Below are 25,940 nucleotides of genomic sequence, written 5' to 3' on the forward strand. Positions count from 1 at the left end.
GCCCCGCCTGAGTAATCAGGCGGGGCTTTTTTATGCCCGCTCAGCGGTAATTCAACAACGCGGGCACATCCACATCCCACAACACGCCAGGGTCGTCCACGATCACTTGCCGCACCGTCGCCTGGGCGAATAATGGCTTGGCCCCGCGATCACCACTCAATGCCATCAACGCCGGCCCGAACGCCCGAGCAAAGGCCACCGGATGCCCACGTTGCCCGGCATGCACCGGCGCGCTGATACCCTCCAGGTGCTCTATTACGCGCTCAATACTCGATGATTGGATGAACGGCATGTCCCCCAATACCACCAGCCAGCCATCGGCCGCGCCACTGGCCGCGACGGCGGCGGCAATACTGTCGCCCATCCCCGCCGAATCCAGCAGCAATACGCGGCAGCCATATCTCTCGGCCAACTGAATGACACCCATACGCTCCGGCGACGTCACCACCCAGCGATCCACCAGGCCCGCCGGCAAGTTCAGCAACACCTGCTCGATCACCGGCCGCGTCACGCCATCGCGGCCCTTGCAGCGGGCCAGCAACTTGTCCTGGTCGGCCCCCGCCTCGGCGCGGAACCGGCTACCCTGCCCCGCCGCCAGCACAATCGCCGTCACCGTCACTGCGCCACCACCGGCATCGGCTTTTTCTGCAGCGGCGCTACGCCGTTCTTGATTGCGACAATTTCCGCCATCAGTGACAGGGCAATTTCCGGCGGTGTATGACTGCCGATATGCAAGCCGATCGGCCCATGCAACCGCGCGATCGCCTGCGCCGACAACCCCAGGGCCGCCAGGTTCTCCCGGCGCTTTTGCGTGTTGACCCGCGAGCCCAGCGCGCCAATGTAGAACGCACTGGAGTTCAATGCGGTCAACAGCGCCATATCGTCCAGGCGCGGGTCGTGGGTCAGGCAGACAATCGCGGTACGCTCATCGGCCTGGATGGCAAGCACCGCTTCATCGGGCATGCCCGGCACAAAGCGGCCGTGTTGCTCCTCCCAGCCGTACACGAACTCTTTGCGCGGATCACAGATCAACACTTCAAAATCCAGCAGGCGCGCCATTTGCGCCACATAGCGCGACAACTGCCCCGCGCCGATCAACAACAGGCGCCAGCGTGGGCCGTAAATGGCCCGCAGGCGTTCGCCGTCGAAGCTCACCCCATCGGTCTTGGCCGCCCCGCTGAGGGTCACTTCGCCGGTAGCGAGGTTGAGCTCCCGAGCGACAATCTGATGATCCTCACAGCGCGCCAGCAGCTCCGAGACCCACGCCCACTCGATCACCCGCTCTTCGGTCAGGCGCAGGGTGCCGCCGCACGGCAGGCCGAAACGCGCCGCCTCATCCCGGGTGACGCCGTAGGTCACCAGTTGCACCGGCGGCCCGTCGTCCGTCAGCCGCCCATCCTGCAAGCGCGCAATCAAGTCGTCTTCGATGCAACCGCCAGAGACCGAGCCAATCACCACCCCGTCGCCACGCAGGGCCAGCATCGCGCCCGGCGGGCGCGGAGCGCTGCCCCAGGTCTGCACGACGCTGTACAACATCACCCGCTGCCCCGCGCGGCGCCATTCCAGCACGCTGCGCAGGACATTCAAATCCACACTGTCCATCAAGCCTCCTGCAGGCAATAGCGCACTTACTGTAAACCATAAAAATCCGTAAAAGTGCCCTGCCAGAAACGCAAACGCCCCGAACAAGTCGGGGCGTTTGCGCATGGCTGGCGGCGTGGGCTCACGCCATCAGCGGCTTACTTGGCGACAGGTGCAGGGCCTTCGGCCACGCCCAGGTCATCTTCAGGACGGGTGTCGGAGATACCGGTACCGCCGGACGCCAGCTCGCTGTGCAGCTTGTCGGTGTCCAGTTCCTTGACCCACTTGGCCACAACGATGGTGGCAACGGCATTACCCACCAGGTTGGTCAGTGCGCGGGCTTCGGACATGAAGCGGTCGATACCCAGGATCAGCGCCAGGCCGGCAACCGGCAGGTGGCCTACGGCCGACAGGGTTGCAGCCAGTACGATGAAGCCGCTGCCGGTCACGCCCGCAGCGCCTTTGGAGGACAGCAGCAGCACCAGCAGCAGGGTGATCTGGTGGGTGATATCCATGTGGGTGTCAGTCGCTTGAGCGATGAACACGGCCGCCATGGTCAGGTAGATCGACGTACCGTCGAGGTTGAACGAGTAGCCGGTCGGGATCACCAGGCCGACGACGGATTTCTTCGCGCCCAGGCGCTCCATCTTGATCAGCATGCGAGGCAATGCGGACTCGGAAGAGGAAGTCCCCAGAACGATCAGCAGCTCTTCACGGATATAGCGAATCAGCTTCAGCACGCTGAAGCCGTGGGCGCGGCAGATAGCACCGAGCACCACGACCACAAACAGAACGCAGGTGATATAGAAACAGATCATCAACTGGCCCAGCTGCACCAGGGAACCTACACCGTAGGCACCGATGGTGAACGCCATGGCGCCCAGGGCACCGATTGGCGCGAGCTTCATGATCATGTTGATGATGTTGAACATCACGTGGGCGAAGCGATCGATGAAGTCCAGCACCGGCTTGCCGTAGGCACCCAGGCGATGCAGGGCGAAACCGAAGATCACCGAGAACATCAGCACTTGCAGGATGTCGCCGTTGGCGAACGCGCCGACGATGGTGTTAGGGATAACGTTGAGGATAAAGCCGACGATGCTCTGGTCTTTGCCGGCCGTCACGTAAGCTGCGACTTTCGAAGCGTCCAGGGTTGCAACGTCGATGTGCATGCCGGCGCCCGGTTGCACAACGTTGACCACGACCAGGCCGATCAACAGGGCGATGGTGGAGACAACCTCGAAGTACAGCAGCGCGTAGCCGCCGGTTTTGCCGACCGATTTCATGTTTTGCATGCCAGCGATACCGCTGACAACGGTGCAGAAGATGATCGGGGCGATGACCATTTTGATCAGCTTGATAAAGCCGTCACCCAGGGGTTTGAGCGCCACGCCGGTCTGCGGGTAGAAGTGACCGAGCAAAATACCGATAACGATTGCAACGATCACCTGGAAATACAGGGATTTGTAGATTGGCTGACGAGTCGTCATTGCAAAGTTCCTCAATCGTCCCGTGTGGCAAATATCCGCCATTGCCCACGACACTTGAATTGCGAACCCTCCTGCACTGGAGGGATTTGTTGTTTGCGAGGTCTGTAGGACCAGGCCTGCGCTGTAGTCCTTATCGCAAACGCCATGCCACTTTGCTGAAAAACCCTGGAGACCTTCAGGCATCAGGGCCGAAGGGATCCAGGCGCCCTGCTCGGTGCCAGCCTGGATGGCGGATTTCCGCCTCACCACTCAATCACGTCCTGCAATTTGGCGGAAATCCGCCTTGTAGCCCTGCCCGACGGTGACTACCATCCGTCCTTCCATGGACGAGGGTCCCTCATGCGTGAACGTACCATCGCCAGCCACTACGCCCGCGCCGCTCTCGGCGGTGCGCGTCGGGCAGGCTACGATTGCTCGAGCCTGCTGCAGCAGGTCGGCATCACCCCGCAATTGTTGACCGAACCCCGCGCCCGCATCGCGCCGGAGCAATTTACCCGGCTGTTGCAAATGCTCTGGCTGGCGCTGGACGACGAATACCTGGGGTTCGCTGATGGCCCGAGCAAACGTGGCACCTTCGCCATGATGTGCCACGCATTGATCCACTGCCGCACCCTGGAGAAGGCACTGGAACGCGGCTTGTTATTTTATGGCCTGTTCCCCCACGGCCCGCGTTGGCAACTGACGCGGGAAGGCGAAATGGCGCGCTTGAGCCTGGACGATTCGCTCCTCTGGGACCCGGATCACTTTCTCAGCGAATGCCTGCTGGTGATCTGGCATCGCCTGGGCAGTTGGCTGATCGGTCAGCGCATTCGCTTGCGCCAGGCCACGTTCAGCTACCCGATGCCAGCCCACGCCGGGGAATATGACCTGCTGTTTCCCTGCGCCCACGTGTTCGGCGCAGCGCACAGCAGCCTGGTATTTCCCGCCCGTTACCTGAGCCTGCCGCTGTTGCAGGACGAACGCACCCTCAAGCACTTCCTGGAGCGTTCCCCCGCCGACCTGCTGTCGCGCCCGGATGAGGGCGACAGTCTGAGCAGCCAGTTGCGGCGCTTGTTGAGCCGCGACCGCACGCCCTGGCCAGACCTGGAAGCCGTCGCCCAACACCTGCACGTCAGCCCGCAGACCCTGCGCCGGCATTTGCGCGAAGAAGGCACCAGTTTTCAGGCACTCAAGGATGAGCTGCGGCGGGACATCGCCATCTACCATCTGGGACGAGCGGATTGGTCACTGCAGGAAATCGCCGAGCAGTTGGGGTTCTCCGAACCCTCGGCGTTCCATCGGGCGTTCAAGAAGTGGACGGGGCTGACGCCGGGGGCTTACAGAGCGCAGGAGCATTAAAGAGGCCGGTACACCCAATGAAAATCATACGGCCGGAAAATGAATCTTGAACGCCGCGCCACCCAGCGGTGAGTCACCCAGGGTCAGCCGCGCCCCATAGCTTTCAATGATGTCCTTGACCACCGCCAGCCCGATCCCCTGCCCCGGGTGCTGGCGGTCCAGCCGCTCGCCCCGTTGCAGAATCCGTGCACGCTGGTCCGGCGGCACGCCGGGGCCGTCATCTTCAATGCACAACTCGATGCCCTCAAGGTTTTCCACCAGGCTGATGTGCACTTCGCTCAGGCACAGGCGGTAGGCGTTCTCCAGCAGGTTGCCCAGCAACTCGAGCAAGGCGCCCTTCTCGATGGGCACGTCGCATTCCTCCGGTAACTCAAAGGACACCGTGACACGCTTGTCGCGGTAAACCTTTTCCAACGTATCGCACAGGCTTTGCAGCACCGGCTGCAGGCGTACCTGATGACGCACCAGCCCGCTTTTGCGCAGGCTGGCCCGCTGCAACTGGTAGCTGATCTGCTGGCTCATGCGCTCGATCTGTGATTGCAGCACCCAGGCCTGGTCGCGCTCTTCGGGGCGCTGGGCCATGTCTTCGCTCACGCCCTGCAGGACCGCGAGCGGGGTTTTCAGGCTATGGGCGAGATCATCGAGGGAATCGCGGTAGCGCGCCCGTTGTTCGCGCTCGCTGTGCAGCAAGCGGTTGAGAGAACCGGTAAGGCGCAGCAATTCGCGCGGGTGTTTTTCGGACAGGCTTTCACGGGTACCGCCTTCGATCTCGTCGAGTTCCTGGCTCAACCGCCGCAAGGCTTGCAGGCCCCAGGTCAGGCCCAGCCAGAGTAAGGTCAGCAGTACCAGCAGCGCCGCGCCGAAGCCCAGGTAGAGATTTTCGCGCAAGCCTTCAAGGGTCAACTGGTATTCGCGCACCGGTTGCAGGGCGACGATACTGAATGCCGCGCTCTTGCCACCGAGCAGCTTGACCTCGACGTCATAGACGAAAAACTCCTGGCCGCTGGTGGCGCGAATCCGCGCAAACTCATTGCCGCGCCCGTCGTAGCGCGGCTTGTAGTTGATGCTTTCGTCGCGGGTTGCGCGCGAGCGCCACACCAGATGGCCCTCGCGGTCGTAGATATAGCCGAGCAGGCGGCTGTCGGTGAGATTGAAGCGCTCGTCCGGCAACTGTGCCGGCATCAGCAGGCGATTGTTTTCGACCCGCGCGGCGGAAATCAGGGTGGTGACATCCGACGCCAGGCGCTGCTCGATGGAGTCCTGCAATGCCAGGCTGAACGCGCCTTGCATGGCGGGCAGCAAGCCCAGCATAAACAGCACGGCCAGGGTCGCGGCCGCCAGCATCAAGCGCACACGTAGCGAGCGAATCAACGGCAGCGCTCATTGAACAGGTAACCGAGCCCGCGCACGGTGTCGATCGGCTTGAACCCGGCCGGGCCTTCCAGCTTGCGGCGCAGGCGGCCGACCAGCACCTCTATGACGTTTGGGTCGCGCTCGTCATCATCGGGGTAGAGCTGTTCCATCAGGCGGTCCTTGGCGACGACCTGCTGGTGATGGCGCATCAGGTATTCGAGGATCCGATATTCGTAGGCGGTCAACGCCAGGGGCTGCTCGTCGAGGGATGCCTGCTTGCGGTTGAGGTCCAGCAGCAAGGGGCCAGCGACGATGGTTGACTGGGTAAAGCCGCTGGAGCGGCGCAGCAAGGCGTTCATGCGCGCCTCCAGCTCTTCGAACTGGAACGGCTTGACCACATAGTCGTCGGCGCCGGCGGCCAGCCCCTCGACTTTGTCCTGCCAATTGCCGCGCGCGGTCAGGATCAGGATCGGGAACGTCTTGGTCTGGGTGCGCAACTGACGGATCAGGTCCAGGCCGCCCATGCCGGGCAGGCCCAGGTCGATGATCGCCAGGTCGTGGTTGTATTGACCGGTCTGGTACAAGGCTTCCTCGGCATTGGCCACGGCCTCGACCACGTGGCCGCTGTCGGTCAGGCGGGTAAACAGGTGATGACGCAGCAGCGCCTCATCTTCCACCACCAGCAATTTCATAAGGCTCTCCAAAGCAGTCAACAGTCCGACTGTGAAACATCATAGCGGCCCTGCAGGTCTTGCGGGCGCAGTTTAATGCCATTGAACTGGGCGGTCAGGCGTTCATAACCGGCCCGGTACGCCGGTTGCGGGGTGGTAAGGCCCAGGGAGTGGCCCCAGGGCGAAAGCTGGGCGGCGGCGTCTTCGACACTCACACGATGGATCAGGCTACTGGGCTTCCTGGTTTTTTCCCTGCCGAACTCGGCAAAAGCGCCCTCCGACGCTTGGGTCCCAGCGGTGGCCGTCAACAGGGTCAACGCCAGCATCAGCTTTTTGATCGCAGTCATGGTGCTACCTCATACGCGTTTGGCTGTGAGGCCAGACTACGCAAACGCCCCTGAACTCCCCCTGAACAGGCTCCGAACCGCCGCGGGCTATGCACTGGCACGCCAACTCGGCAAAATACCGCCCATGACCTCCTTACCCGCTTGCTGCACCCCACTCCTCAACCATTGGCCGCTGCCCGTCCCCCTGCCGGGCACGGTACTTCTCAGCACGCGCTTTGACCCCGCGTTGTTGGCGGCTGGGGATTTCCAGCGCTGCGCCGTGCCGCCGCCGGCAAGCATCCAGCGCTCGGTGGCCAAGCGCCAGGCGGAGTTCCTCGCCGGCCGCCTGTGCGCCCGCGCGGCCCTGCAACAGCTCGGCCACCTCGACTGCATACCCGCTGTCGGCGAAGACCGCGCACCGGTATGGCCCTCCTCTATCAGCGGCTCCATCACCCATAGCACCGGGCATGCTGCCGCGATTGTCGCGCAAAAGGCGCAGTGGCGCGGGCTGGGAATGGACCTGGAGAACCTGCTCAGCCTGGAACGGGCGGAGCGTCTGGCTGGGGAGATTCTCACCGCCGATGAGCTGCAACGCCTGGCCAAGGTACCGCGGGAGCAGGTTGCCCTGTTGGTGACGCTGACGTTTTCGGTCAAGGAGAGTCTGTTCAAGGCGCTCTACCCCATCGTGCACAAGCGCTTCTATTTTGAGCATGCCGAGGTGGTGGAATGGTCGGCGTCGGGAGCCGTGCGCCTGCGATTACTGACGGATCTTTCCGCCGAATGGAGCCATGGCACATCATTGTCGGCGCAGTTTTCCGTGCATGACGGGCAGTTACTGAGCCTGGTGGCCATTGGCGCCTGACACGCCGCGATAACGCTATCAGCGTTTCTCCTGATCCCTGGGCCAACTCAAGCTGAAGCACGCCCCGCCCAGGTTGTTGCTCTTGCTGATCAACGCGCGCCCGCCATGCCAGTAAATAATCCGCCGCACAATCGACAACCCCAGCCCATGCCCACCGGAGGCGCGGGTGCGGCTGTCGTCAAGGCGCAGGAACGGCGTGAAGATGCGCTCCCAGGCACTTTCCGGCACGCCGGGGCCGTCGTCCTCCACGTCGATGCGGCAGCGCACCTGGCCGACCTGATAGCTGATCAGCACCTGGCCCTGGGCGTGGCGCATGGCATTACTCACCAGGTTCTGCAAGGCGCGGTGCAGATAACGCGGCTCGGCTTCGACCCAGGCGTCATCCCAATGCGCCGAGGACAGGCAGATCCCCCGCGCCACGTTGATCTGGGGCCGCAATGGCGACAATTCGCCGATCACCTGGTCGAGCAACGCGCTCAGGTCGACCCGCTGGAAATTCAACTCCGGCGCTCCCTGCTCCAGCCGTGCATAGGTGAGCATTTCATCCACCAGGCCATCGAGGTCCTGGATGTCGTTGTCCATGCCCTCCAGGTATTTGCGCCGCGCTTCGGGGGTGGCTGCCTCGCCGATCATCTCCAGGCCAAAGCGCAGGCGCGCCACGGGTGTGCGCAGTTCATGGGATACAGCACGCACCAGTTCGCGCTGGATCGCCAGTAATTGCTGCAAGTGCTCGGCCATGCCATTGAACGCCGATGCCAGGCGCCCCACCGAGTCGGCGCCACGCGCCGGCACGCGCACCTCGAGGTTGCCCATGGCGATGCGCGTGGCGGCGGCTTCCAGGCCTTTGAGGCGGCGCTCCAGCTGGCGCACCAATAAATAGACGATCAGGCCGATCAGGGTCAGGCCGATCAAGGCGATCAGGATCAGCCATTGCGGCGGGTAAGGGTTCATCTGAAACAGCGGGCCGATTTCCAGCACCCAAGGCGTACCGACCATGCCGGCGAAGACGCGGATCGAGTCGCCGCCCTTGCCCAGGGCCATCACCGTATCGCCCTCTGAAACCCGACGGCGCTGGTCCTCATCCATATCGGCCTGGTCGAGGGGCACAAGGTGCATCTCGAAGCCAAAACCCTTGGCTTCTTTTATATCCGCCAGCCGCTGCGGCTGCTCGGCCACCGGGAAGCGCACCAGTTCATCGGCAAGCAGGTAAATCGTGGCGCGGGCCAGTTGCTCGCTGATCTGCTGCACCTCCCCCGTCAGGACCAGTTGCTCCTGCTCGCTGACCAGGCGCAGTACGCGAGCGGCATGCGGCCCGGTTTGCTCAACCAGCACTTGGCCGCGTTGCAGGCGGGTACGTTGGCTGAGGTCCAACTGCGTTTCGGTGAGGGTACGCAACTGCAGGGGGATGCCCAGCAGGCGCTCCCACACTGCCAAGGCGCGCTGGCGCTCGATGGCGCTCATGGGCCGCAGGTTATCGCCCATCAAGGCAAAGGTGCCGTGGGCCAGGCGCTCGCGGTACTGGCCGCTGCGCATCTCGTTGAGCAGGTGCAGGGCCAGCACGCCCAGCAGCGCCACCAGAATCAATGCCGCGCACATGCCGCCATAGATGCGCAGGAAGATCGAGTTCACAGCGGCATGTCGGCGCAGGCTTCGGGGACGAACAGGTAGCCTTTGCTGCGGATGGTCTTGATCAGGCGCGGATGGATCGGGTCGTCGCCGATTTTCGGGCGTATCCGTGAGATACGTACATCAATGGAGCGGTCCTGGCCGTCATAGCCGATGCCGCGCAGGGCGATAAAGATTTCTTCGCGGGACAGGATGCGCCCGGCGTTCGCCACCAATAGCCACAGCAGGTCGAATTCGGCGCTGGTCAACTCGATGCCGCCGTCGCGCAGCCAGGCTTCGCGCAAGGCGTTGTCCACCACCAGCGGGCCGAATTGCAGGCGGCGCAGGTTTTCCACGGCAGCCGGTTCGGCCGGCTCGCTGCGCCGCAGCAAGGCCTGAATACGCGCCAGCAACAAGCGCGGGCGCACGGGTTTGCACACATAGTCGTCGGCCCCCAGGTCCAGGCCCAGGACCTGGTCCATGTCGTCGGTGCGCGCGGTGAGCATCAGGATCACCCCGTCATAGCGCTCGCGTACCTTGCGGCAGATGCTCAGGCCGTCTTCGCCGGGAAGCATCAGGTCGAGGATCACCAGGTCCGGTTGCTCGGCGATGATTCGCGCGGCGGCCAGGGCGCCGTCACCTTCAACCGACACGCGCAGGCCGTTGCTCTCCAGATAGTCGCGGGTCAACTCGGCGAGTCGCTCGTCATCCTCGACGATCAATATTTGCCAGGCTTCTTGCTCCACGGGTGATCCTCATTGTTATAAAGGGATTCGCTGGCCCCCTCCCACATGTTGAGCTTCGCCAGCCACACCTTATTTGTCACGTTTTGAGGGCATAACAAAGGCCGATTGTAGCCATGCTCCCGCCCTCCAGCACAAGTCAGGAAATCCATTCGGTGATCGTGTTTTTTTGTGATAGGGTTCGCGCCCTCAAAAATCCAAAGAGCCGTTTTTTCCTTGGAATATTCAGTGACAAACGGCGCAATCCAGCAGTACTGCGGCCTACACGGGTGTTCCACGTTTCATACACCTTTTACCCACAGCGTTATCCACAGGTCTTGCGTTGCTAAGGCTCCAAAAACGCATTATCTTGTACCTCGGCGCGAAAAAAACCCTACATGTAGGGTTTTGAGTGAAGCGACCAAACACAAATCAGACAAGAAACTCAAGTCCTTTCTTGCTCCTGTTTGGTCTAAACCCAGCATTTTTTGAAAGCCCAAACCGCGTCAGCGGATGGCAGCCGTTTTCAAGCTCCAACAACGGAACACGGTACGGGTGTTGCAGTGCTTGAACCTGGCAACTGTCGCCCACCAGAAATACGGCCAAGGGCTTGCGAGCCCCGAACCGAAGACTTCGGCATGGAAGCGGCGCGAACAGCTCCCTTCCTCCTGTCCCGAAGTTGTTATGCCAGGCCCAGGCCTGCTGTAAATGCTTCAGGACGGAACGGTGGGCACCGTGATGGTGCCCAAATAAATATAGAACGTGGAGACACTCCCCCATGCAAACCGACACAACTCGCGAGAACCCGCAGGGCTCCGTGCCGCAGGCCGCTGATTCGAATATGGATCTGTCCGCCACTGCACCTGGCCAATTGCGCGTGATCAAGCGTAACGGCACTGTCGTTCCTTACACCGATGACAAAATCACCGTCGCCATCACCAAAGCGTTTCTTGCAGTTGAAGGCGGCACCGCTGCCGCTTCGTCGCGCATCCACGACACCGTTGCCCGCCTGACCGAACAAGTCACCGCGACTTTCAAACGTCGCATGCCGTCGGGCGGCACCATCCACATCGAAGAAATCCAGGACCAGGTCGAACTGGCCCTGATGCGTGCCGGCGAGCAGAAAGTCGCGCGCGACTATGTGATCTACCGCGATTCGCGCGCCAAGGAACGTGCCGTGCGTACCCCGGCCGAAGAAGCCGCCGTACAAGCCCACCCCTCGATCCGCATCACCCTGGCCGACGGTAGCTTTGCACCGTTGGACCTGGGCCGCCTGACCACCATCATCACCGAGGCCTGCGAAGGCCTGGAAGAAGTCGACGGTGACCTGATCCAGCGCGAAACCCTGAAAAACCTGTACGACGGCGTGGCCCTGACCGACGTCAACACCGCCCTGGTGATGACCGCCCGTACCCTGGTTGAACGCGAGCCAAACTACTCGTTCGTGACCGCCCGCCTGCTGATGGACACCCTGCGCGCCGAAGGCCTGGGTTTCCTCGGCGTGGCCGACAGCGCCACCCACCACGAAATGGCCGACCTGTACGCCAAGGCCCTGCCTGCCTACATCGCCAAGGGTATCGAATACGAATTGCTGAACCCGGTCCTGGCCACCTTCGACCTGGAAAAACTCGGCAAGGCGATCAACCACGAGCGTGACCAGCAGTTCACCTACCTGGGCCTGCAGACGCTGTACGACCGTTACTTCATCCACAAGGACGGTATCCGCTTCGAACTGCCGCAAGTGTTCTTCATGCGCGTGGCCATGGGCCTGGCGATCGAAGAGAAGCACAAGGAAGACCGTGCGATCGAGTTCTACAACCTGCTGTCGTCCTTCGACTACATGTCGTCGACCCCGACCCTGTTCAACGCCGGCACCCTGCGCCCACAGCTGTCGAGCTGCTACCTGACCACCGTGCCGGATGACCTGTCGGGCATCTACCACGCGATCCACGACAACGCCATGCTGTCCAAATTCGCCGGTGGCCTGGGCAACGACTGGACCCCTGTGCGTGCACTGGGTTCGTACATCAAGGGCACCAACGGCAAGTCCCAGGGCGTCGTACCGTTCCTGAAAGTCGTGAACGACACCGCCGTAGCGGTCAACCAGGGCGGCAAGCGCAAAGGCGCGGTATGTGCCTACCTGGAAACCTGGCACATGGACATTGAAGAGTTCATCGAGCTGCGCAAGAACACCGGTGATGACCGTCGTCGTACCCACGACATGAACACCGCCAACTGGATCCCTGACCTGTTCATGAAGCGCGTCTTCGATGACGGCAAGTGGACCCTGTTCTCGCCATCCGAAGTGCCGGACCTGCACGACCTGACCGGCAAGGCCTTCGAAGAGCGCTACGAGTACTACGAAGCCCTCACCGAGTACCCAGGCAAGGTCAAGCTGTTCAAGACCATCCAGGCCAAGGACCTGTGGCGCAAAATGCTGTCCATGCTGTTCGAAACCGGCCACCCATGGTTGACCTTCAAGGACCCATGCAACCTGCGCAGCCCGCAGCAGCACGTGGGCGTGGTCCACAGCTCGAACCTGTGCACCGAGATCACCTTGAACACCAACAAGGACGAGATCGCCGTTTGCAACCTGGGCTCGATCAACCTGCCGAACCACATCGTCAACGGCAAGCTGGACACCGCCAAACTGGAGCGCACCGTCAACACCGCCGTACGCATGCTCGATAACGTGATCGACATCAACTACTACTCGGTGCCACAGGCGCAGAACTCCAACTTCAAGCACCGTCCGGTCGGTTTGGGCATCATGGGCTTCCAGGACGCGTTGTACCTGCAGCACATTCCTTACGGTTCGGACGCAGCGGTCGAGTTCGCCGACAAGTCCATGGAAGCGGTCAGCTACTACGCGATCCAGGCTTCCTGCGACCTGGCCGACGAGCGCGGCGCCTACGAGACGTTCCAGGGTTCGCTGTGGTCCAAAGGCATCCTGCCGCTGGACTCGCAACAGATCCTGATCGAAGCCCGTGGCCAGAAGTACATCGACGTTGACCTGAACGAAACCCTGGATTGGGCGCCGGTACGTGCCCGTGTACAGAAAGGTATTCGTAACTCCAACATCATGGCCATCGCACCGACGGCAACCATCGCCAACATCACTGGCGTGTCGCAGTCGATCGAGCCGACCTACCAGAACCTGTATGTGAAATCGAACCTGTCGGGCGAATTCACCGTGATCAACCCGTACCTGGTCCGCGACCTGAAAGCCCGTGGCCTGTGGGACTCGGTGATGATCAACGACCTGAAGTACTACGACGGTTCCGTGCAGCAGATCGAACGCATCCCGCAGGAGCTCAAAGAGCTCTACGCAACTGCCTTCGAAGTGGACACCAAGTGGATCGTTGACGCCGCCAGCCGTCGTCAGAAGTGGATCGACCAGGCGCAGTCCCTGAACCTGTACATCGCCGGCGCTTCGGGCAAGAAGCTCGACGTGACCTACCGCATGGCGTGGTACCGTGGCCTGAAAACCACTTACTACCTCCGTGCCCTGGCCGCGACCAGCACCGAGAAGTCGACCATCAACACCGGTAAGCTCAACGCTGTTTCCAGCGGCAACCACGGTGATGATTCGGTACTCGCCGCCCCTGCCGGCCCGGCACCCGTGCCAAAGGCCTGCGCGATCGATGAGCCGGACTGCGAAGCTTGCCAATGACAGCCAGGTTCAAATAAACGTAGACATTAAGCTTTAGAAGCCCATAACCCCCTGATAAAACAGGGGGTTTTTGGTTTATACAGCCCCTCTAAGCACTGAGCCACTGTTCGACTTTGTCACGGGCCGGGATGCCCCCCGAGTGGACAACCTTTCCGTCAATCACAACGCTGGGCGTGGACATGACCCCGTAGCTGACGATCTGCTGCAGGTCTTCGACTTTTTCCAGTGTTATGGGGACGCCTTTCGCACTCGCCACCTGTTCGATGATAGCTACTGTCGATTTACATTTCGCACAACCGGTGCCCAGAACCTTGATGTTTTTCATGAAAACCTCGGTAGGTGGATTACAAAGCGAAGTTGAAGACGTAGCCAACGATGAGAATGCCGACGGCGACGACCCCAATGAAGGTAGCTATCAGGCGAACTTTCAGTACTTTGCGCAGGATCACCATCTCCGGAAGGGATAGAGCGATGACACTCATCATGAAGGCCAGCACGGTGCCCAGCGCGGCCCCCTTTGCGAGCAGTGCCTGCACGATAGGAATGATGCCTGCCGCATTGGTATACATGGGGATGCCGATAAGAACGGCGAGCGGAACCGACCACCAGGCTTCTTTGCCCATGAAACCGACCATGAAGTCCTCAGGCACATACCCGTGAATACCTGCGCCAATGGCAATACCGGCAAGGATGTAAGGCCATACTTTTCCGACGATTTCACGCACGCTGCCAAACCCGGCATTTATCCGCTCGTACAGCGGCATACTCGTGTCCCCGACGGTGGCCTGGACCTTGGGCATATTACGAACCCAGTCTTCCAGATAGGCCTCCATTTTCAGGCGCCCAATGACCCAGCCCGCAACAATCGCAATAAACAACCCCAGGCTCAGATAGAGCAACGCCACTTTCCAGCCGAACAAGCCAAGCAGTAATGTCAGCGCGACCTCATTCACCATGGGCGCAGAAATGAGGAAAGAGAACGTCACCCCCAGGGGCACTCCAGCTTGGACAAAACCTATGAAAAGAGGAACGGCCGAGCACGAGCAAAATGGGGTAAACACACCAAGAGAGGCCGCCATGACATTGGCCGTGCCCTCGCTTCGCCCTGCCAACATCGCGCGGGTGCGTTCAGGTGTGAAGTAGGAGTTGAGCATCCCCATCAAGAACACGATGCCGGTCAATAACATCAGCACTTTGGGTGTGTCGTAGAAAAAAAACTGTAAGGCGCCGCCAAGGTGGCTATTACGCTCAACAGGGAGCGCTGCGACCAAAACCTCTGAAACAGGAATCAGGGCTTCATACAAGCCGAACCAGGCAAGCGCTGCTACCGCTAAAAACATGCGGGGATTTCGCTCAGGCCAGCCCGCGATCATTTCGTTCATGTCCACTCCCCCTCCGGTGCAGGCGCACTAGGCCACGGACGGATCACCAAGAAAGGTTGCAATCTCATTGACGGTGCTGCGCGCCGTGCGTGTTACACCGATCAGCGTGGCAGAAGCCGAACCTGTCCACTCGCCATAGCCCACCAGCCAGAGTCTTGGCTCCTGGATCGAATGAGTACCTTCGACCTCAACACGACCTTCGGAGTTGAGCACCCCCAGCGTATTCAGATACTCAAGGGCCGGTCTGAATCCGGTACACCAGATGACCACATCCACGGCAGATTCAGATCCATCGGCCCACACAACGCCATCGCGAGTAAAACGCTCAAATGGGCGTACAGACTTAAGAGCGTCACGCTCGCGGGCCTCTACCACTGGCGGCACCATGACAATGTCTCCCAACCCACCGATAGGTTGGTCAATGACACGCCCCTCCTGCTGAGCTTTCAAGCGCTCAGTGGCACGTTTGAATAGCACCCTCCCATCCACGTCATCAGGCAAAAACACCGGCTCAGTAAGCGTTACCCAAGTGGCCTCGGCGACCTTGGAGACTTCTGCCAAAATCTGCGCGCCTGAATTGCCACCCCCCACCACCAGAACCTTCTTGCCAGCAAACGCTTGTGCTTCAATATAATGCGCAGAGTGAAGCTGCCGCCCCGCGAATAGCTCGGCATCGGGATAGTGAGGGATATACGGATTGCTCCAAGTGCCGGTAGCGCTGATTACCACCTTGGCATCCCAATATTTGTCGTCAGAACGTACTCGTAAACCCTGTTCCAGACGTTCCACAGAAACGACCAGAACCGGGCGCTTAACCGTAAATTGGTAGCGCTGCTCATATTGGTTGAGATAGTCGATCACATGATTTCGTGTTGGGTAGCCCTCTTGCACGGGCGGCATCATCCAGCCGGGTATCGAACTCCAGGTGGCCGGCGAGAATAAGCGAAGCGAATTCCAGCCATGCCGCCAGGCACCACCAGGCTCCTGCTCTGCGTCGAGGATGACGAACGAACGTTGAGTTCGACGCAGAAAATACGCAACCGCCAAGGCTGACTGTCCCCCACCGATAATCACTGCGTCGAGTGGGTCACTGGCCGAATGAGTCATGGGGGGAACCTTAAGTCGATGCTGGACGGTAGCCAGTATAGTGACCCAAGATTGAGTCCAATCTGATCTAGCTCATAGGTTGAGGAGGCTACGGCTGGCATCATCCATGCTGTGACGCCCCTCCAGGCGCATCGGCTCTACCTGATGCCCTCTATCAATATATATGCTCCACCATCCTCCTTCGCAGGCGGCCCGCCTCGGCCTCCATTCAACTCTATCTGCTCAAATGGAGCTGAAACCCATCTCGCATTCGTACGTCATAACCATCGCTTGCTGCATTCACACGCCTGAAGACATCAGTGGGTTTCGCATATCATTAAGCTTGTCGCGCAGGGGGGCAAAACAGGCGTACGGCGTTCCAACCGACAGTTGTCATCTTGTGACCGACCAGCATGTGGGAATGGACGTTTCAGCCAATTAAAAGGCGAAAAAAAACCCTCGAACGAGGGTTTTTTTACCGAGCACCTGGCGTATCAGGTCATCTGAATGATGGTCTGCATGATGGTGCTCTGGGTGGAGATGGTCTTGGCGTTTGCCTGGTAGTTGCTCTGGGCCTTGATCAGGTCCACCAGCTCGTTGGTCAGGTTGACGTTGGAGTTCTCCAGGGCGTTGGCCACGATCGAACCCAGGGTGCCGGCCTGGGGCGTGTCGTAACCGGGCTGGCCCGAGGCGAAGGTCTCTCTCCAACTGGTGCCGCCCGATGGCTGCAGGCCCTGTTCGTTGTTGAAGCTGGCCAGGGAAATCTGGCCGATGGCCTTGCTCTGCTGGTTGCTGAAGGTGGCGAACAGCACGCCGCTGCCGTCGATTTTCAGGCCGGTGATCTGGCCAGTGGCATAGCCGTCGGTAACCGGAGGGTTACGGTAGGTGGCCGAGTTGTACTGGGTGATGTTCGCCATGTTGATGGCGATGCCGGTAGGGTTGGCACTCGCGCCGTTTGCTTTCCACACACCATTGGTGACCGTGCCTGGCACCCAGCCGGTCAGGGTCAGGGTGGTGCTGGAAACACCACCGGTAACAATGCTCGTGAGTTTGCCGGCGCCGTCAAAGCTCAGCGTCGACGCCACTGGCGGAGTGGGAGGCGTGCCGCCCGTTGGCGATGAACCGTCCGGGTTGCGGCCATCAATCAGCGTATAGGCGTTCCATTTGTTACCGTCGGTTTTCACCAGGTATTGCACCATCGGGTGCGCATTGCCCTGGGCGTCATATAACGTGGTGCTGTACTGGGTGGTGAAGGTGCTGGTGTCCGCCGGGTTAAATGGCTTGAGCGTCTGGTCGATCACCGGCTCCGAGGAGTTCAGGTTACTGGTGGAATCCACCTTGGTGGACGCTTTGGGCGGCAGGTTCGACAGGTTCAGTTGCAGGTCGGTGAGGCCGCCCTTGGTGATTTTGCCGTTTTCATCCGCCGCATAGCCTTGCAGGCGCGAGGTACCGGTGTTGTTGGTGATGTAACCGTCTTTGTCGGCACGGAAGGCACCGCTGCGGGTGTATTCCAGCGAACCGTCGCTGCCCTTCTGTACGAAGAAGCCGCCGCCCTGGATCGCCATGTCCAGAATGCCGCCACTGCCGTTGACGTCGCCCTGGGTGAACTGCTGGGACACCGCCGCCAGGTTCACCCCGTTGCCGATGCTGTTCTGGCCGGTGCCGAGCTTGGATGCTGCATAGATGTCAGCGAATTCCGCACGGGACGACTTGAAGCCGGTGGTCGCGACGTTGGCGATGTTGTTGCCGGTCACGTCCAGTTGTTTGTTGGCCGCATAGAGGCCGCTAAGGCCGATATTAAAAGACATGTTTCTCTCCCTCTGCCGTAGTTAGCCGGCTCTATGTACCGATAGTCTGAATTTGCGACAGCTTGACGCTGCCCATGCCACCGGCAAGGTTCAGCAGCATTTCGCCGCCGGTCTTGCTCAGCGTCACGCTGGTTACGGTTGCCGGCAACGACGTTGCCAGGGCAACCGAGTCACCCTTGTCATTCTTGGTCGTGGCCGCAAAGGTGTAGGTGCCGGCTGGGGCAGCCTCACCTTTGTCGTTCTTGCCATCCCAGATAAAGTCCGAGGTGCCGGCGTTCTGGGCGCCCATATCGATGGTGCGCACCACCACGCCGTCTTTGTCGGTGATCTTGATCGAGACATTGCCGGTCGCCGCCGTCACCGCCACCGAACCGGTCATGCTCTTGCTGGTATCCACCAGGGCCTTGTCGGTCTGGGTGATGATCGAGCGCCCCACCAGCGACGATGCCTGCAGCGCTTGCGAGGAGCTGAAGTTGCTGGAGATCGAATTCACCGAATCGTTCAGCGTGTTGATGCCTTCCAGGCTGCTGAACTGCGCCAACTGGGCCACGAACGCGCCGTTGTCCTGAGGCGACAGCGGGTTCTGGTTTTTCAGTTGGGTCACCAGCAACTGCAGGAATGCGTCCTTGCCCAGCGACTGGTTGCCGGTCGCGGCCTTGGAGGCGTTGCTGAGATTGCTATTGTCTGTCGCGGTCTTGACCTTGGAATTGAAAAGGTCCTGGACTGCCGAGTTGTTTGACGTATCAACGATGGCCATTAGTTGGCGCCCCTTATCACTGACCCAGGGTCAGGACCTTCTGCATCATGGTTTTGGCGGTGTTCATCATTTCCGCATTGGTCTGGAACGAGCGACTGGCGGAGATCATGTCGGCCATTTCCTCGACCACATTGACGTTCGGGTAGTACACGTAGCCTTTTTCGTTCGCCGCCGGGTGATTTGGCTCGTAGCGGGCTTCAAGGTTGCTCTGGTCTTCGACCACGCCGAGCACCTGCACACCGGAGCCTGCGGCATCTTTTTCCTGGAACAGCGAATCGCCGCCGCCGTTCTGGCCGCCCTGGAACATGGTGGCGAACACCGGGTGACGGGCGCGGTAGGTCTGGTCAATGCTCGAAGACACGGTCTCGGCGTTGGCGATGTTACTGGCGACGGTGTTCAAACGCGTGGTCTGCGCACTCATGCCACTACCGGCAATATTGAAAACACTGGACAGGGACATGGCTTACTCTCCACGCAGGGCTGACATCAGCCCTTTGAATTTGCTGTTAAGCAGGGTAAAGCTGGCCTGAAAGTTCACCGAGTTCTCGGCATAGGCCGATTGCTCCAACTGGGCGTCGACGGTGTTCTGGTCGATCGACGGCTGCATCGGCGTGCGATACAGCAGCGACTCGTCACCACTGCTCAGGCCTTGCGCTTCAATATGACGGTTGTTGGTCAGGTTCAAGGCGAAGGTGCCGTTCTTGGTCTTGTCCTGCTGTGCAGCGAGCACGGCGGAGAAATCCAGGTCCCGAGCCTTGTAGTTCGGGGTGTCGGCATTGGCAATGTTGTTGGCCAGGACTTCGGCACGCTGGGCGCGAAAGCCCAGGGCTTGTTCGTGGATACCGAGCGCTTTATCGAAGCTGATGCTCATGGCGGAAACCTTTAGGCTGACCTGCTGTTCGTTAACAGGGCTATAGCAAGGCGCATGCCAATTCTTCAAGGGCCCATATATCAAGGGTTTGCGGGGAGCTTGCCGGCGGCGATGCCAGAAAAGCGGCAATGGGTTTCCGCGTGGCGCCAGTAAAGCGGCAATGGGGATTGCCGCTTTACTCCGGCTTGCCGCACAAACAAATGTGGGAGCTGGCTTGCCTGCGATAGCGCGGTACCTGCCGACATATTCATCGACTGACACACCGCCATCGCGGGCAAGCCCGGCTCCCACAGTTTGTATCGCGGATACCGGCTATTTGGCCTGGTAGATGATCCCCGGGCTGCACTGCACCATCTGGAAGTGATCGGGCAAGCCGTTCAGCGCTTCGGAAGCACCCAGGAACAGGTAGCCGCCACGCTTGAGGGTGCCGTGGATGCGCAACAGGATGTCTTTCTTCACTTCGGCCGAAAAGTAGATCAGCACATTGCGACAGAACACCATGTCGAACTTGCCCAGGCTGGCGTAGCTGTCGAGCAGGTTGAACGAGCGAAACTCCACTCGGCTCTTGATCGGCGCCTTGACCGCCCAACGCCCCGCCCCTTTCGGGTCGAAGTAACGTTGCAGGCGCTCCTGGGACAACCCACGGCCCAGGGCCAGGCTGTCGTACTCGCCCGTCTTGCAATTGGTGAGCATGGTGCTGGACAGGTCGGTGGCGACAATTTGCGCACCGGCCTTCAACTGGCCCATGTTGGTCCGTTCGAATTCATCGATGGCCATCGAAATCGAATACGGTTCCTGCCCCGAGGAGCAGGCCGCCGACCAGATGCGCAGGCGCTGTCCCGGGCTGGCCTTGATGGCCTCCGGCAGCACTTTGCTCTTGAGCACCTCAAAGGGGTAGGTATCACGAAACCACAGGGTTTCGTTGGTGGTCATGGCATCGACCACCATCTCCTTGAGGCCACTGCGCGGCTGGCTCTGGATACGCTGGACCAGCTCGCCCAGGGACTTGATACCCTGCTGCTCCAGCATTTTGTTAAGACGGCTGGATACCAGGTATTGCTTGTTTTCACCGAGCAAAATGCCACAGGCTTTTTCCAGGAAGACCCGGAACTGTTCAAAATCCAAATTACCTGTAGACACTGATACCGCCTCTAAAATCATAAGACTGCCAAGGGTGAAAACCCTCAGCTGTGATCTGCTGCCTTGATCCGGTCGACTACCCGGGATGCCAGGTCATCAGGACGGAATTTGGCCAGGAAGTCATCGGCACCGACCTTCTTGACCATCGCCTGGTTGAATACACCCGACAGCGAAGTATGCAGGATGATATGCAATTTTTGCATGCGTGGATCGTTGCGTATCTCGGCCGTCAGCGTATAGCCATCCATTTCCGGCATCTCGATGTCGGAAATCATCATCAAGAATTCTTCTTCCGGCTTCTTGCCTTCGTCCACCAGCTTGCGCAGGTAATCCAGCGCCTGGCGGCCATCATTGAGCGCCACCACTTCCACGCCGACGGTCTGCAGGCAGCGGGTCACCTGCTTACGCGCCACCGAGGAGTCATCCACCGTCAGCACGCGCAACGAAATCGCCTTATGCGCCGTCTCGGCGTCCACCACACCCACGGAGATCGATTCCGAGGTAGGAGCCACTTCGGCAAGGATCTTCTCCACGTCGATGATTTCCACCAACTGGTTATCCACTCGCGTCACCGCCGTGAGGTAGTGATCGCGGCCAGTGCCCTTGGGCGGCGGATGGATCTCCTCCCAGTTCATATTGACGATGCGTTCCACCGAACGTACCAGGAAACCCTGGGTCTTGGTGTTGTATTCGGTGATGATCACAAACGGGTTTTCACGGTCCTGCAGACCTGCCGAACTGGTGGCCAGGGCCAGGTCGAGAATCGGGATGGTCGCCCCACGAATATTGGCCACGCCGCACACCACCGGGCTGGACTTGGGCATGATCGTCAGCTTGGGGCATTGCAACACTTCCCGCACTTTGAACACGTTGATGCCATATAGCTGCTTGCCGTCGAGACGAAAAAGCAACAATTCCAGGCGATTCTGCCCTACCAGCTGTGTGCGCTGGTTTACTGCATCCATTACACCTGCCATGCCCAGACTCCTACGCTAAAACCTTTGGGGGTACGACGCGTACCCGACACTAAACGGCACGAGCTTTGCTGATGATTTGATATTTAGCTGGCCATGGTTATGAAAACGACAGTTTCCCGACGCCCTGACTTCACACCGTATCGCAGAACCCTCTGCGTGACGCTGGCGTTGCTTGCATTCAGCCTGGGCACCGCGGCCCGCGCAGACAACGTCACCTTGCCTGATCTACTTATCGGCGTCACCCAAGGGTTTCTTGAGTTCACTGTAGAAGATTATCTGGCGACCACACAGACACCGGGGCGTTATGAAATCCAGGTCAACACGTTGGACCCCCGTCTGCGTATGCCAATGTGCGACAAGGAATTGACAGCGTCCCTGGAAAGCCCCGCCCAACCCATCGGCCGCGTGACGGTACGGGTACGCTGCGACGGCGCCTCGCCCTGGACCGTATTCGTGCCGGCCCAGGTCAAACTGTTCCGTGATGTCGTGGTGGTGACGCGCCCGCTCAAGCGCACCGGCATTATCGGTGACGAAGACGTGGCGCTGCGTGAACGGGACATCAGCCAGATCAACCAGGGCTACCTGACGTCGCTGGACCAGGCCATCGGGCAAAAACTGACCCGACCAGTGGTCACCGACCAAGTGATAACCCTGGTACACCTGGAACAGGCCGAGGTGATTCGCAAGGGCGATCAGGTGGTGATCTCGGCCAGCAGCGGCGGGCTCAGCGTGAAAATGCCGGGGGAGGCCTTGTCCAATGGCGGCATGAGCGAGCAGATCAGAGTCAAGAACCTCAACTCCAATCGAGTGATCAAGGCGCGGGTGACAGCCCCCGGGCAAGTCGAGGTCGCGTTATAGATGACTGGTACAGGACGCCAGGTTTTCCTACACTGTGCACGAGATATCCCGTGCGGAGATTTATTGTCATTCGCGCCTAAAGTTAATCCGGGTATTGCCGAAAACATGGCAAGCGTCCAAATACCCAGAGGTTTTTTTCATCATGGTCATTGATTTCAGCCGTTTAAATAACACCCCGTCTACGTCAGGCACTTCGCGCACCACCGGTGCCAAGGACAGCGTAGAAGCCAAGGCCCAGCCACTGCCCGCCAAGGCAGAACAGGCCAGCGCCAGCCAAAGCGGGGAATCCGTACACCTGAGCAATGAGGCTCAACAGTTGCAGAAGGTCACTGACTCGCTGCGCGATCAACCGGTGGTCAATAAAGCCCGAGTGGCCGAATTGAAACAGGCAATCGCCGATGGCAGCTATAAGGTCGACAGCAACCGTGTAGCCAGCAAGCTGCTTAACTTCGAAGCCGAGCGCTAGGCAAAGGCCTGCGCAGGGCTTTTGGACGCTTAAACACCAAGGCCAGCCATGCATCACGACGAAAACCTGCTGCAACTGATCATTGATGATCTAGCGCCGACGCAACAATTGCTCGAGCTGCTAAAAGAAGAATCCCTGGCTCTTTATGGCCGGGACATGCCGCTGCTGGAAGAAATCCTGGCGCGCAAGCAATCGCTGATCGTGCTGCTGGAACAGCACGGCAAAAAACGCAGCCAGATCCTCACCAGCCTGGGCCTGCCGGCAGACCATGACGGCCTGGCGCAGTTGGCCAGTCACTCCTCGGTCGGCGATCAATTGCTGGCCCAGAGCAAAGAACTCAATCAATTGCTCGCCCGGTGCCAGGAAGCCAACCTGCTCAACGGTCAGTCGATCCAGCTTCAGCAAGCCACGACCGCCAACCAGTTACGTATACTCCACGGCGGAGAGCCTCCGGCACTCTATAACGCGCAAGGCTCCACCTCGCGCCTGGTCAAGCCGAGCACCCGCAGCCAAGCCTGACACCGGTTTACAGCGCGCCCTATCCAAGGTGCGCTACATGCTGGCAAAATGCCGGTTCTTGCGTGTAGTCGTATTTTGTCTGGAGATGGAAGAACCGTGTTCAACGCCCTTAATGCGGAAGATGCTCCGCAGCCACCCAAGGTGCTCACCACGCCTCTGGAAATCGCCGGCACCTTGCGGATGCTGCAAGAAAGCCATGACCCGCTGATCATTACCTTCCACGAACGCAGCCAGCGGTTCCAAAGCTACCTGGTGGATGTCAACCGTGACAGCAAGGCGCTGGCACTGGATGAAATGATTCCCCGCGACGGCGAACGCCACCTGGAAAACGGCGAACCGTTTCGCATCGAAGGGTTCCACGACGGCGTGCGCATCGCCTGGGAAAGCAATGGCACCCTGACCATCAGCGAGAAAGACGGCCACCGTATCTACACTGGCCACCTGCCGAACGAGGTGGTCTACCACCAGCGTCGCAACGCATTCCGTGCCGCCCTGAAACTGGCGCAACTGGTGAGCATCGAGTTGGGCGGCGAAAAGCTGAAGTTTCCCGCAAGCGGAAAATTGCTGGATATTTCCGCTACCGGCTGCAAATTGCGCTTTGAAGGTGATATCTCCGAACGCCTGCAATTGGGCCAAGTGTACGACCGCTTTATCGCCGCCCTGCCGTTTGGCAGCATGACTACCTCGGTGGAACTGCGTCATCTGCACTTCGAAGAGAGGATCAACACCACCTTCGCCGGCGTGCGCTTCCACAATATGAGTGGCCTGGTGCAGCGCCAGGTTGAGCGCTTTGTATACCAGTTGCAGCGTGAAGCGCGCCGGTTCGACAAGGACGACGATTTTTAATTGCTGAAGATCGCGGCAAAAAAAACGGGCAGACCCTTTGGGATCTGCCCGTTTTTGCGTTCAGGGGCGCGCCCTGCTCAGGTCATGGGGATGTTCTTCCGGCCCAAGGGGTTCTGGCGGCCCCTCAAAGAGCGGCTCATCCTCCGTTGGCTGCGGGTCATTCTCCGGCTCAGGCTCGGAGACGGTCGCTTGCATCTGCTCCTGGACCACCTGCTCGTCAACTCGCGGGTCCAGCGCCGCCACCAGCGGTGAACTCGACATGCTGTCGGGCATCGCCACGTGATGCAGCGGTGCGTCTTCCACCTGGTGCAGGTTGGTCACGGCCTTAGGCCGGATTCGCCACACCAGGATCAGCGCGCACAGGCTGAAGAAGGCATACAGCATCTGGCTGCCGAACAGCTTCATCACCACACCCGCCAGCAACGGCCCGACACTGGCGCCAACGCCGTAGGTCACCAGCAACATGGCTGTCAGCGATACCCGCCGATCCCCTTCCACATGGTCGTTGGAAAACGCCACGGCCAGCGGGTACAGGCAAAACTGAACAAGTGAACACAGGAAGCCCGCTACAAACAGCACTTCCAGTGGCACCCGGGTCATGATCGCCAGCGGCAATGCCGCCACCGCCAGGCACAAGGCAAAGCAGCGGATCAGCAGCGCGCGGTCATAGCGGTCCGACAACCAGCCCAGCGGCCATTGCACCAACAGGCCGGCAAAAATGCAGCTACCCATGAACAGACCCACCTGCTCGGTGGTCAGCCCCTGCTGTGAAGCATAGAGCGGCGCCAGGCCGTAGAACGAACCGACGATCAACCCCGCGCCCAATACCGTACTCAACGACTGTGGTACACGCTTGATAAAGAAGCGCGGCTCCATCGGCGCGGGATGCAGGGCCGCCGGGTGAATACGCCGGGTCATGGCCACTGGCACCAGGCACAGCGCAAAACACAGCGCTACCAGCATCAGCAGTTCAAGGCCGAGCTGGGGGTGCATGACCAGGATCAACTGACCCAACACCAGGCCCAGGTAGGAAGCGATCATATAGCCGCTGAACACCACGCCACGTTGCTTGGCATCGGCCTGCTCATTGAGCCAGCTTTCGATGACCATGTATTGGCACATCATCCCCAGGCCCACGATCATCCGCAGCACGATCCAGGCCGGCAGCCAATCCACCAGGCCGTGGCCCAGCACTGCCGCGCCGACGATACCGGCACACGTGGCGTACGCACGAATATGCCCGACCCGGGCAATCAAGCGGTGCCCGATCTTGCCGCCCAGCACCAGGCCGAAGTAGTTGGCTGCCATCAACGCACCCACCCACAGGCTGTCGACATGGTCGGCCGCCAGGCGCAAGGCCAGGTAGGTACTGAGCAGGCCGGAGCCGATCAGCATCATCAAGGAGGCGAAATAAAGGGCTCGAAAAGATTTCCAGATTTGGCGCATCGGCGTTCCGAGCGGCTCCTTGCAGTGAGAGACAGGACTACCGGCATGATAGTCCCGGGTGGCCGGTTCCGGACAGGCGGCATGGGCTGTTTCCGGGGATAAATTTGTTTAAAACGATTGGCTACAGCTCAGACGCTGCCCAGTGGCATGCAAGGTACACCGT

Annotated in this window: 25 protein-coding genes; 7 read left to right on the forward strand and 18 right to left on the reverse strand. The window is 60.1% G+C overall.

Annotated features, from left to right (window positions below; all coding sequences use genetic code 11):
* Positions 1–40 precede the first annotated feature (40 nt).
* The 3 genes from AB4O05_RS25645 to AB4O05_RS25655 all read right to left on the reverse strand — a co-directional run bounded on the left by AB4O05_RS25645 (position 41) and on the right by AB4O05_RS25655 (position 3,071).
* On the reverse strand, positions 41–619 hold the full coding sequence (locus tag AB4O05_RS25645) for a nucleotidyltransferase family protein (protein WP_460134643.1): 579 nt from the start codon (positions 617–619) through the stop codon (positions 41–43).
* Positions 616–1,602 carry an XdhC family protein gene (locus tag AB4O05_RS25650; protein WP_460134642.1) on the reverse strand — a complete coding sequence of 329 codons (987 nt, stop codon included), beginning with the start codon at positions 1,600–1,602 and terminating at the stop codon, positions 616–618. The genes AB4O05_RS25645 and AB4O05_RS25650 overlap by 4 nt, the downstream gene beginning before the upstream one ends.
* Before the next feature lie 137 nt (positions 1,603–1,739).
* Positions 1,740–3,071, reverse strand: a complete 1,332-nt coding sequence (locus AB4O05_RS25655) for a dicarboxylate/amino acid:cation symporter (RefSeq protein WP_460134641.1) — start codon at positions 3,069–3,071, stop codon at positions 1,740–1,742.
* Positions 3,072–3,410: 339 nt separating this feature from the next.
* Here AB4O05_RS25655 and AB4O05_RS25660 point away from each other — a divergent pair, with 339 nt between their 5' ends.
* Positions 3,411–4,409, forward strand: coding sequence for an AraC family transcriptional regulator (locus AB4O05_RS25660; RefSeq protein ID WP_460134640.1), 999 nt, complete (start codon positions 3,411–3,413; stop codon positions 4,407–4,409).
* 24 nt (positions 4,410–4,433) lie between these two features.
* On the opposite strand, the gene AB4O05_RS25665 is transcribed toward AB4O05_RS25660, so the two are convergent.
* Genes AB4O05_RS25665 through AB4O05_RS25675 form a run of 3 tightly spaced genes read right to left on the reverse strand, consistent with a single transcriptional unit; the run spans position 4,434 to position 6,780 of the window.
* Positions 4,434–5,780, reverse strand: a complete 1,347-nt coding sequence (locus AB4O05_RS25665; RefSeq protein ID WP_460134639.1) for an ATP-binding protein — start codon at positions 5,778–5,780, stop codon at positions 4,434–4,436.
* On the reverse strand, positions 5,777–6,454 hold the full coding sequence (locus AB4O05_RS25670; RefSeq protein WP_460134638.1) for a response regulator: 678 nt from the start codon (positions 6,452–6,454) through the stop codon (positions 5,777–5,779). The genes AB4O05_RS25665 and AB4O05_RS25670 overlap by 4 nt, the downstream gene beginning before the upstream one ends.
* 17 nt (positions 6,455–6,471) lie before the next feature.
* On the reverse strand, positions 6,472–6,780 hold the full coding sequence (locus AB4O05_RS25675; RefSeq protein ID WP_460134637.1) for a hypothetical protein: 309 nt from the start codon (positions 6,778–6,780) through the stop codon (positions 6,472–6,474).
* 124 nt (positions 6,781–6,904) lie between these two features.
* On the opposite strand from AB4O05_RS25675, the gene AB4O05_RS25680 reads away from it, so the two are divergent.
* On the forward strand, positions 6,905–7,621 hold the full coding sequence (locus AB4O05_RS25680) for a 4'-phosphopantetheinyl transferase family protein (RefSeq protein WP_460134636.1): 717 nt from the start codon (positions 6,905–6,907) through the stop codon (positions 7,619–7,621).
* Between the two features lie 18 nt (positions 7,622–7,639).
* Here AB4O05_RS25680 and AB4O05_RS25685 read toward each other — a convergent pair whose 3' ends face one another.
* Together AB4O05_RS25685 and AB4O05_RS25690 are read right to left on the reverse strand one after the other, a co-directional pair.
* Entirely contained in the window at positions 7,640–9,250 is a 1,611-nt protein-coding gene (locus tag AB4O05_RS25685; protein WP_460134635.1) for an ATP-binding protein, read from the reverse strand.
* On the reverse strand, positions 9,247–9,972 hold the full coding sequence (locus tag AB4O05_RS25690) for a response regulator (RefSeq protein WP_460134633.1): 726 nt from the start codon (positions 9,970–9,972) through the stop codon (positions 9,247–9,249). Before AB4O05_RS25690 ends, AB4O05_RS25685 begins: the two co-directional genes overlap by 4 nt.
* A 754-nt stretch (positions 9,973–10,726) precedes the next feature.
* Between AB4O05_RS25690 and AB4O05_RS25695 the strand changes: the two genes are divergently transcribed.
* Entirely contained in the window at positions 10,727–13,621 is a 2,895-nt protein-coding gene (locus AB4O05_RS25695; protein WP_460134632.1) for a ribonucleoside-diphosphate reductase subunit alpha, read from the forward strand.
* Positions 13,622–13,709: 88 nt separating this feature from the next.
* On the opposite strand, the gene AB4O05_RS25700 is transcribed toward AB4O05_RS25695, so the two are convergent.
* The 9 genes from AB4O05_RS25700 to AB4O05_RS25740 form a co-directional block, all read right to left on the reverse strand.
* Positions 13,710–13,946, reverse strand: coding sequence for a thioredoxin family protein (locus AB4O05_RS25700; protein ID WP_460134631.1), 237 nt, complete (start codon positions 13,944–13,946; stop codon positions 13,710–13,712).
* A 19-nt stretch (positions 13,947–13,965) separates the two neighbouring features.
* Positions 13,966–15,003: a permease gene (locus AB4O05_RS25705; RefSeq protein WP_460134630.1), complete on the reverse strand. Its 1,038-nt coding sequence runs from the start codon at positions 15,001–15,003 to the stop codon at positions 13,966–13,968.
* Between the two features lie 27 nt (positions 15,004–15,030).
* Entirely contained in the window at positions 15,031–16,110 is a 1,080-nt protein-coding gene (locus tag AB4O05_RS25710; protein WP_460134629.1) for an ArsO family NAD(P)H-dependent flavin-containing monooxygenase, read from the reverse strand.
* 473 nt (positions 16,111–16,583) lie between these two features.
* Entirely contained in the window at positions 16,584–17,897 is a 1,314-nt protein-coding gene (flgE, locus tag AB4O05_RS25715) for a flagellar hook protein FlgE (RefSeq protein WP_460134628.1), read from the reverse strand.
* Between the two features lie 31 nt (positions 17,898–17,928).
* On the reverse strand, positions 17,929–18,654 hold the full coding sequence (gene flgD, locus AB4O05_RS25720) for a flagellar hook assembly protein FlgD (protein ID WP_460134627.1): 726 nt from the start codon (positions 18,652–18,654) through the stop codon (positions 17,929–17,931).
* 16 nt (positions 18,655–18,670) lie between these two features.
* Positions 18,671–19,114, reverse strand: coding sequence for a flagellar basal body rod protein FlgC (flgC, locus tag AB4O05_RS25725; RefSeq protein WP_460134626.1), 444 nt, complete (start codon positions 19,112–19,114; stop codon positions 18,671–18,673).
* Between the two features lie 3 nt (positions 19,115–19,117).
* Positions 19,118–19,525 carry a flagellar basal body rod protein FlgB gene (flgB, locus tag AB4O05_RS25730; protein WP_460134625.1) on the reverse strand — a complete coding sequence of 136 codons (408 nt, stop codon included), beginning with the start codon at positions 19,523–19,525 and terminating at the stop codon, positions 19,118–19,120.
* A 312-nt stretch (positions 19,526–19,837) separates the two neighbouring features.
* The gene (gene cheR / locus AB4O05_RS25735) at positions 19,838–20,665 is read right to left on the reverse strand and encodes a protein-glutamate O-methyltransferase CheR (RefSeq protein ID WP_460134624.1); all 828 of its coding nucleotides are present in this window, start codon (positions 20,663–20,665) and stop codon (positions 19,838–19,840) included.
* Between the two features lie 44 nt (positions 20,666–20,709).
* Positions 20,710–21,642, reverse strand: coding sequence for a chemotaxis protein CheV (locus AB4O05_RS25740; RefSeq protein ID WP_460134623.1), 933 nt, complete (start codon positions 21,640–21,642; stop codon positions 20,710–20,712).
* A 93-nt stretch (positions 21,643–21,735) separates the two neighbouring features.
* On the opposite strand from AB4O05_RS25740, the gene flgA reads away from it, so the two are divergent.
* The 4 genes from flgA to AB4O05_RS25760 all read left to right on the forward strand — a co-directional run bounded on the left by flgA (position 21,736) and on the right by AB4O05_RS25760 (position 24,331).
* Complete coding sequence (gene flgA / locus AB4O05_RS25745) at positions 21,736–22,500, forward strand: flagellar basal body P-ring formation chaperone FlgA (RefSeq protein WP_460134622.1); 765 nt, start codon at positions 21,736–21,738, stop codon at positions 22,498–22,500.
* Positions 22,501–22,642: 142 nt separating this feature from the next.
* Positions 22,643–22,966, forward strand: a complete 324-nt coding sequence (gene flgM / locus AB4O05_RS25750) for a flagellar biosynthesis anti-sigma factor FlgM (protein WP_460134620.1) — start codon at positions 22,643–22,645, stop codon at positions 22,964–22,966.
* Between the two features lie 48 nt (positions 22,967–23,014).
* Positions 23,015–23,485, forward strand: a complete 471-nt coding sequence (locus AB4O05_RS25755; RefSeq protein WP_460134618.1) for a flagella synthesis protein FlgN — start codon at positions 23,015–23,017, stop codon at positions 23,483–23,485.
* A 96-nt stretch (positions 23,486–23,581) separates the two neighbouring features.
* Positions 23,582–24,331 carry a flagellar brake protein gene (locus AB4O05_RS25760; RefSeq protein WP_460134617.1) on the forward strand — a complete coding sequence of 250 codons (750 nt, stop codon included), beginning with the start codon at positions 23,582–23,584 and terminating at the stop codon, positions 24,329–24,331.
* Positions 24,332–24,391: 60 nt separating this feature from the next.
* On the opposite strand, the gene AB4O05_RS25765 is transcribed toward AB4O05_RS25760, so the two are convergent.
* Entirely contained in the window at positions 24,392–25,777 is a 1,386-nt protein-coding gene (locus tag AB4O05_RS25765; RefSeq protein ID WP_460134616.1) for an MFS transporter, read from the reverse strand.
* Positions 25,778–25,940: the final 163 nt, after the last annotated feature.

It is taken from the genome of Pseudomonas sp. S1_G07 (assembly GCF_054668565.1).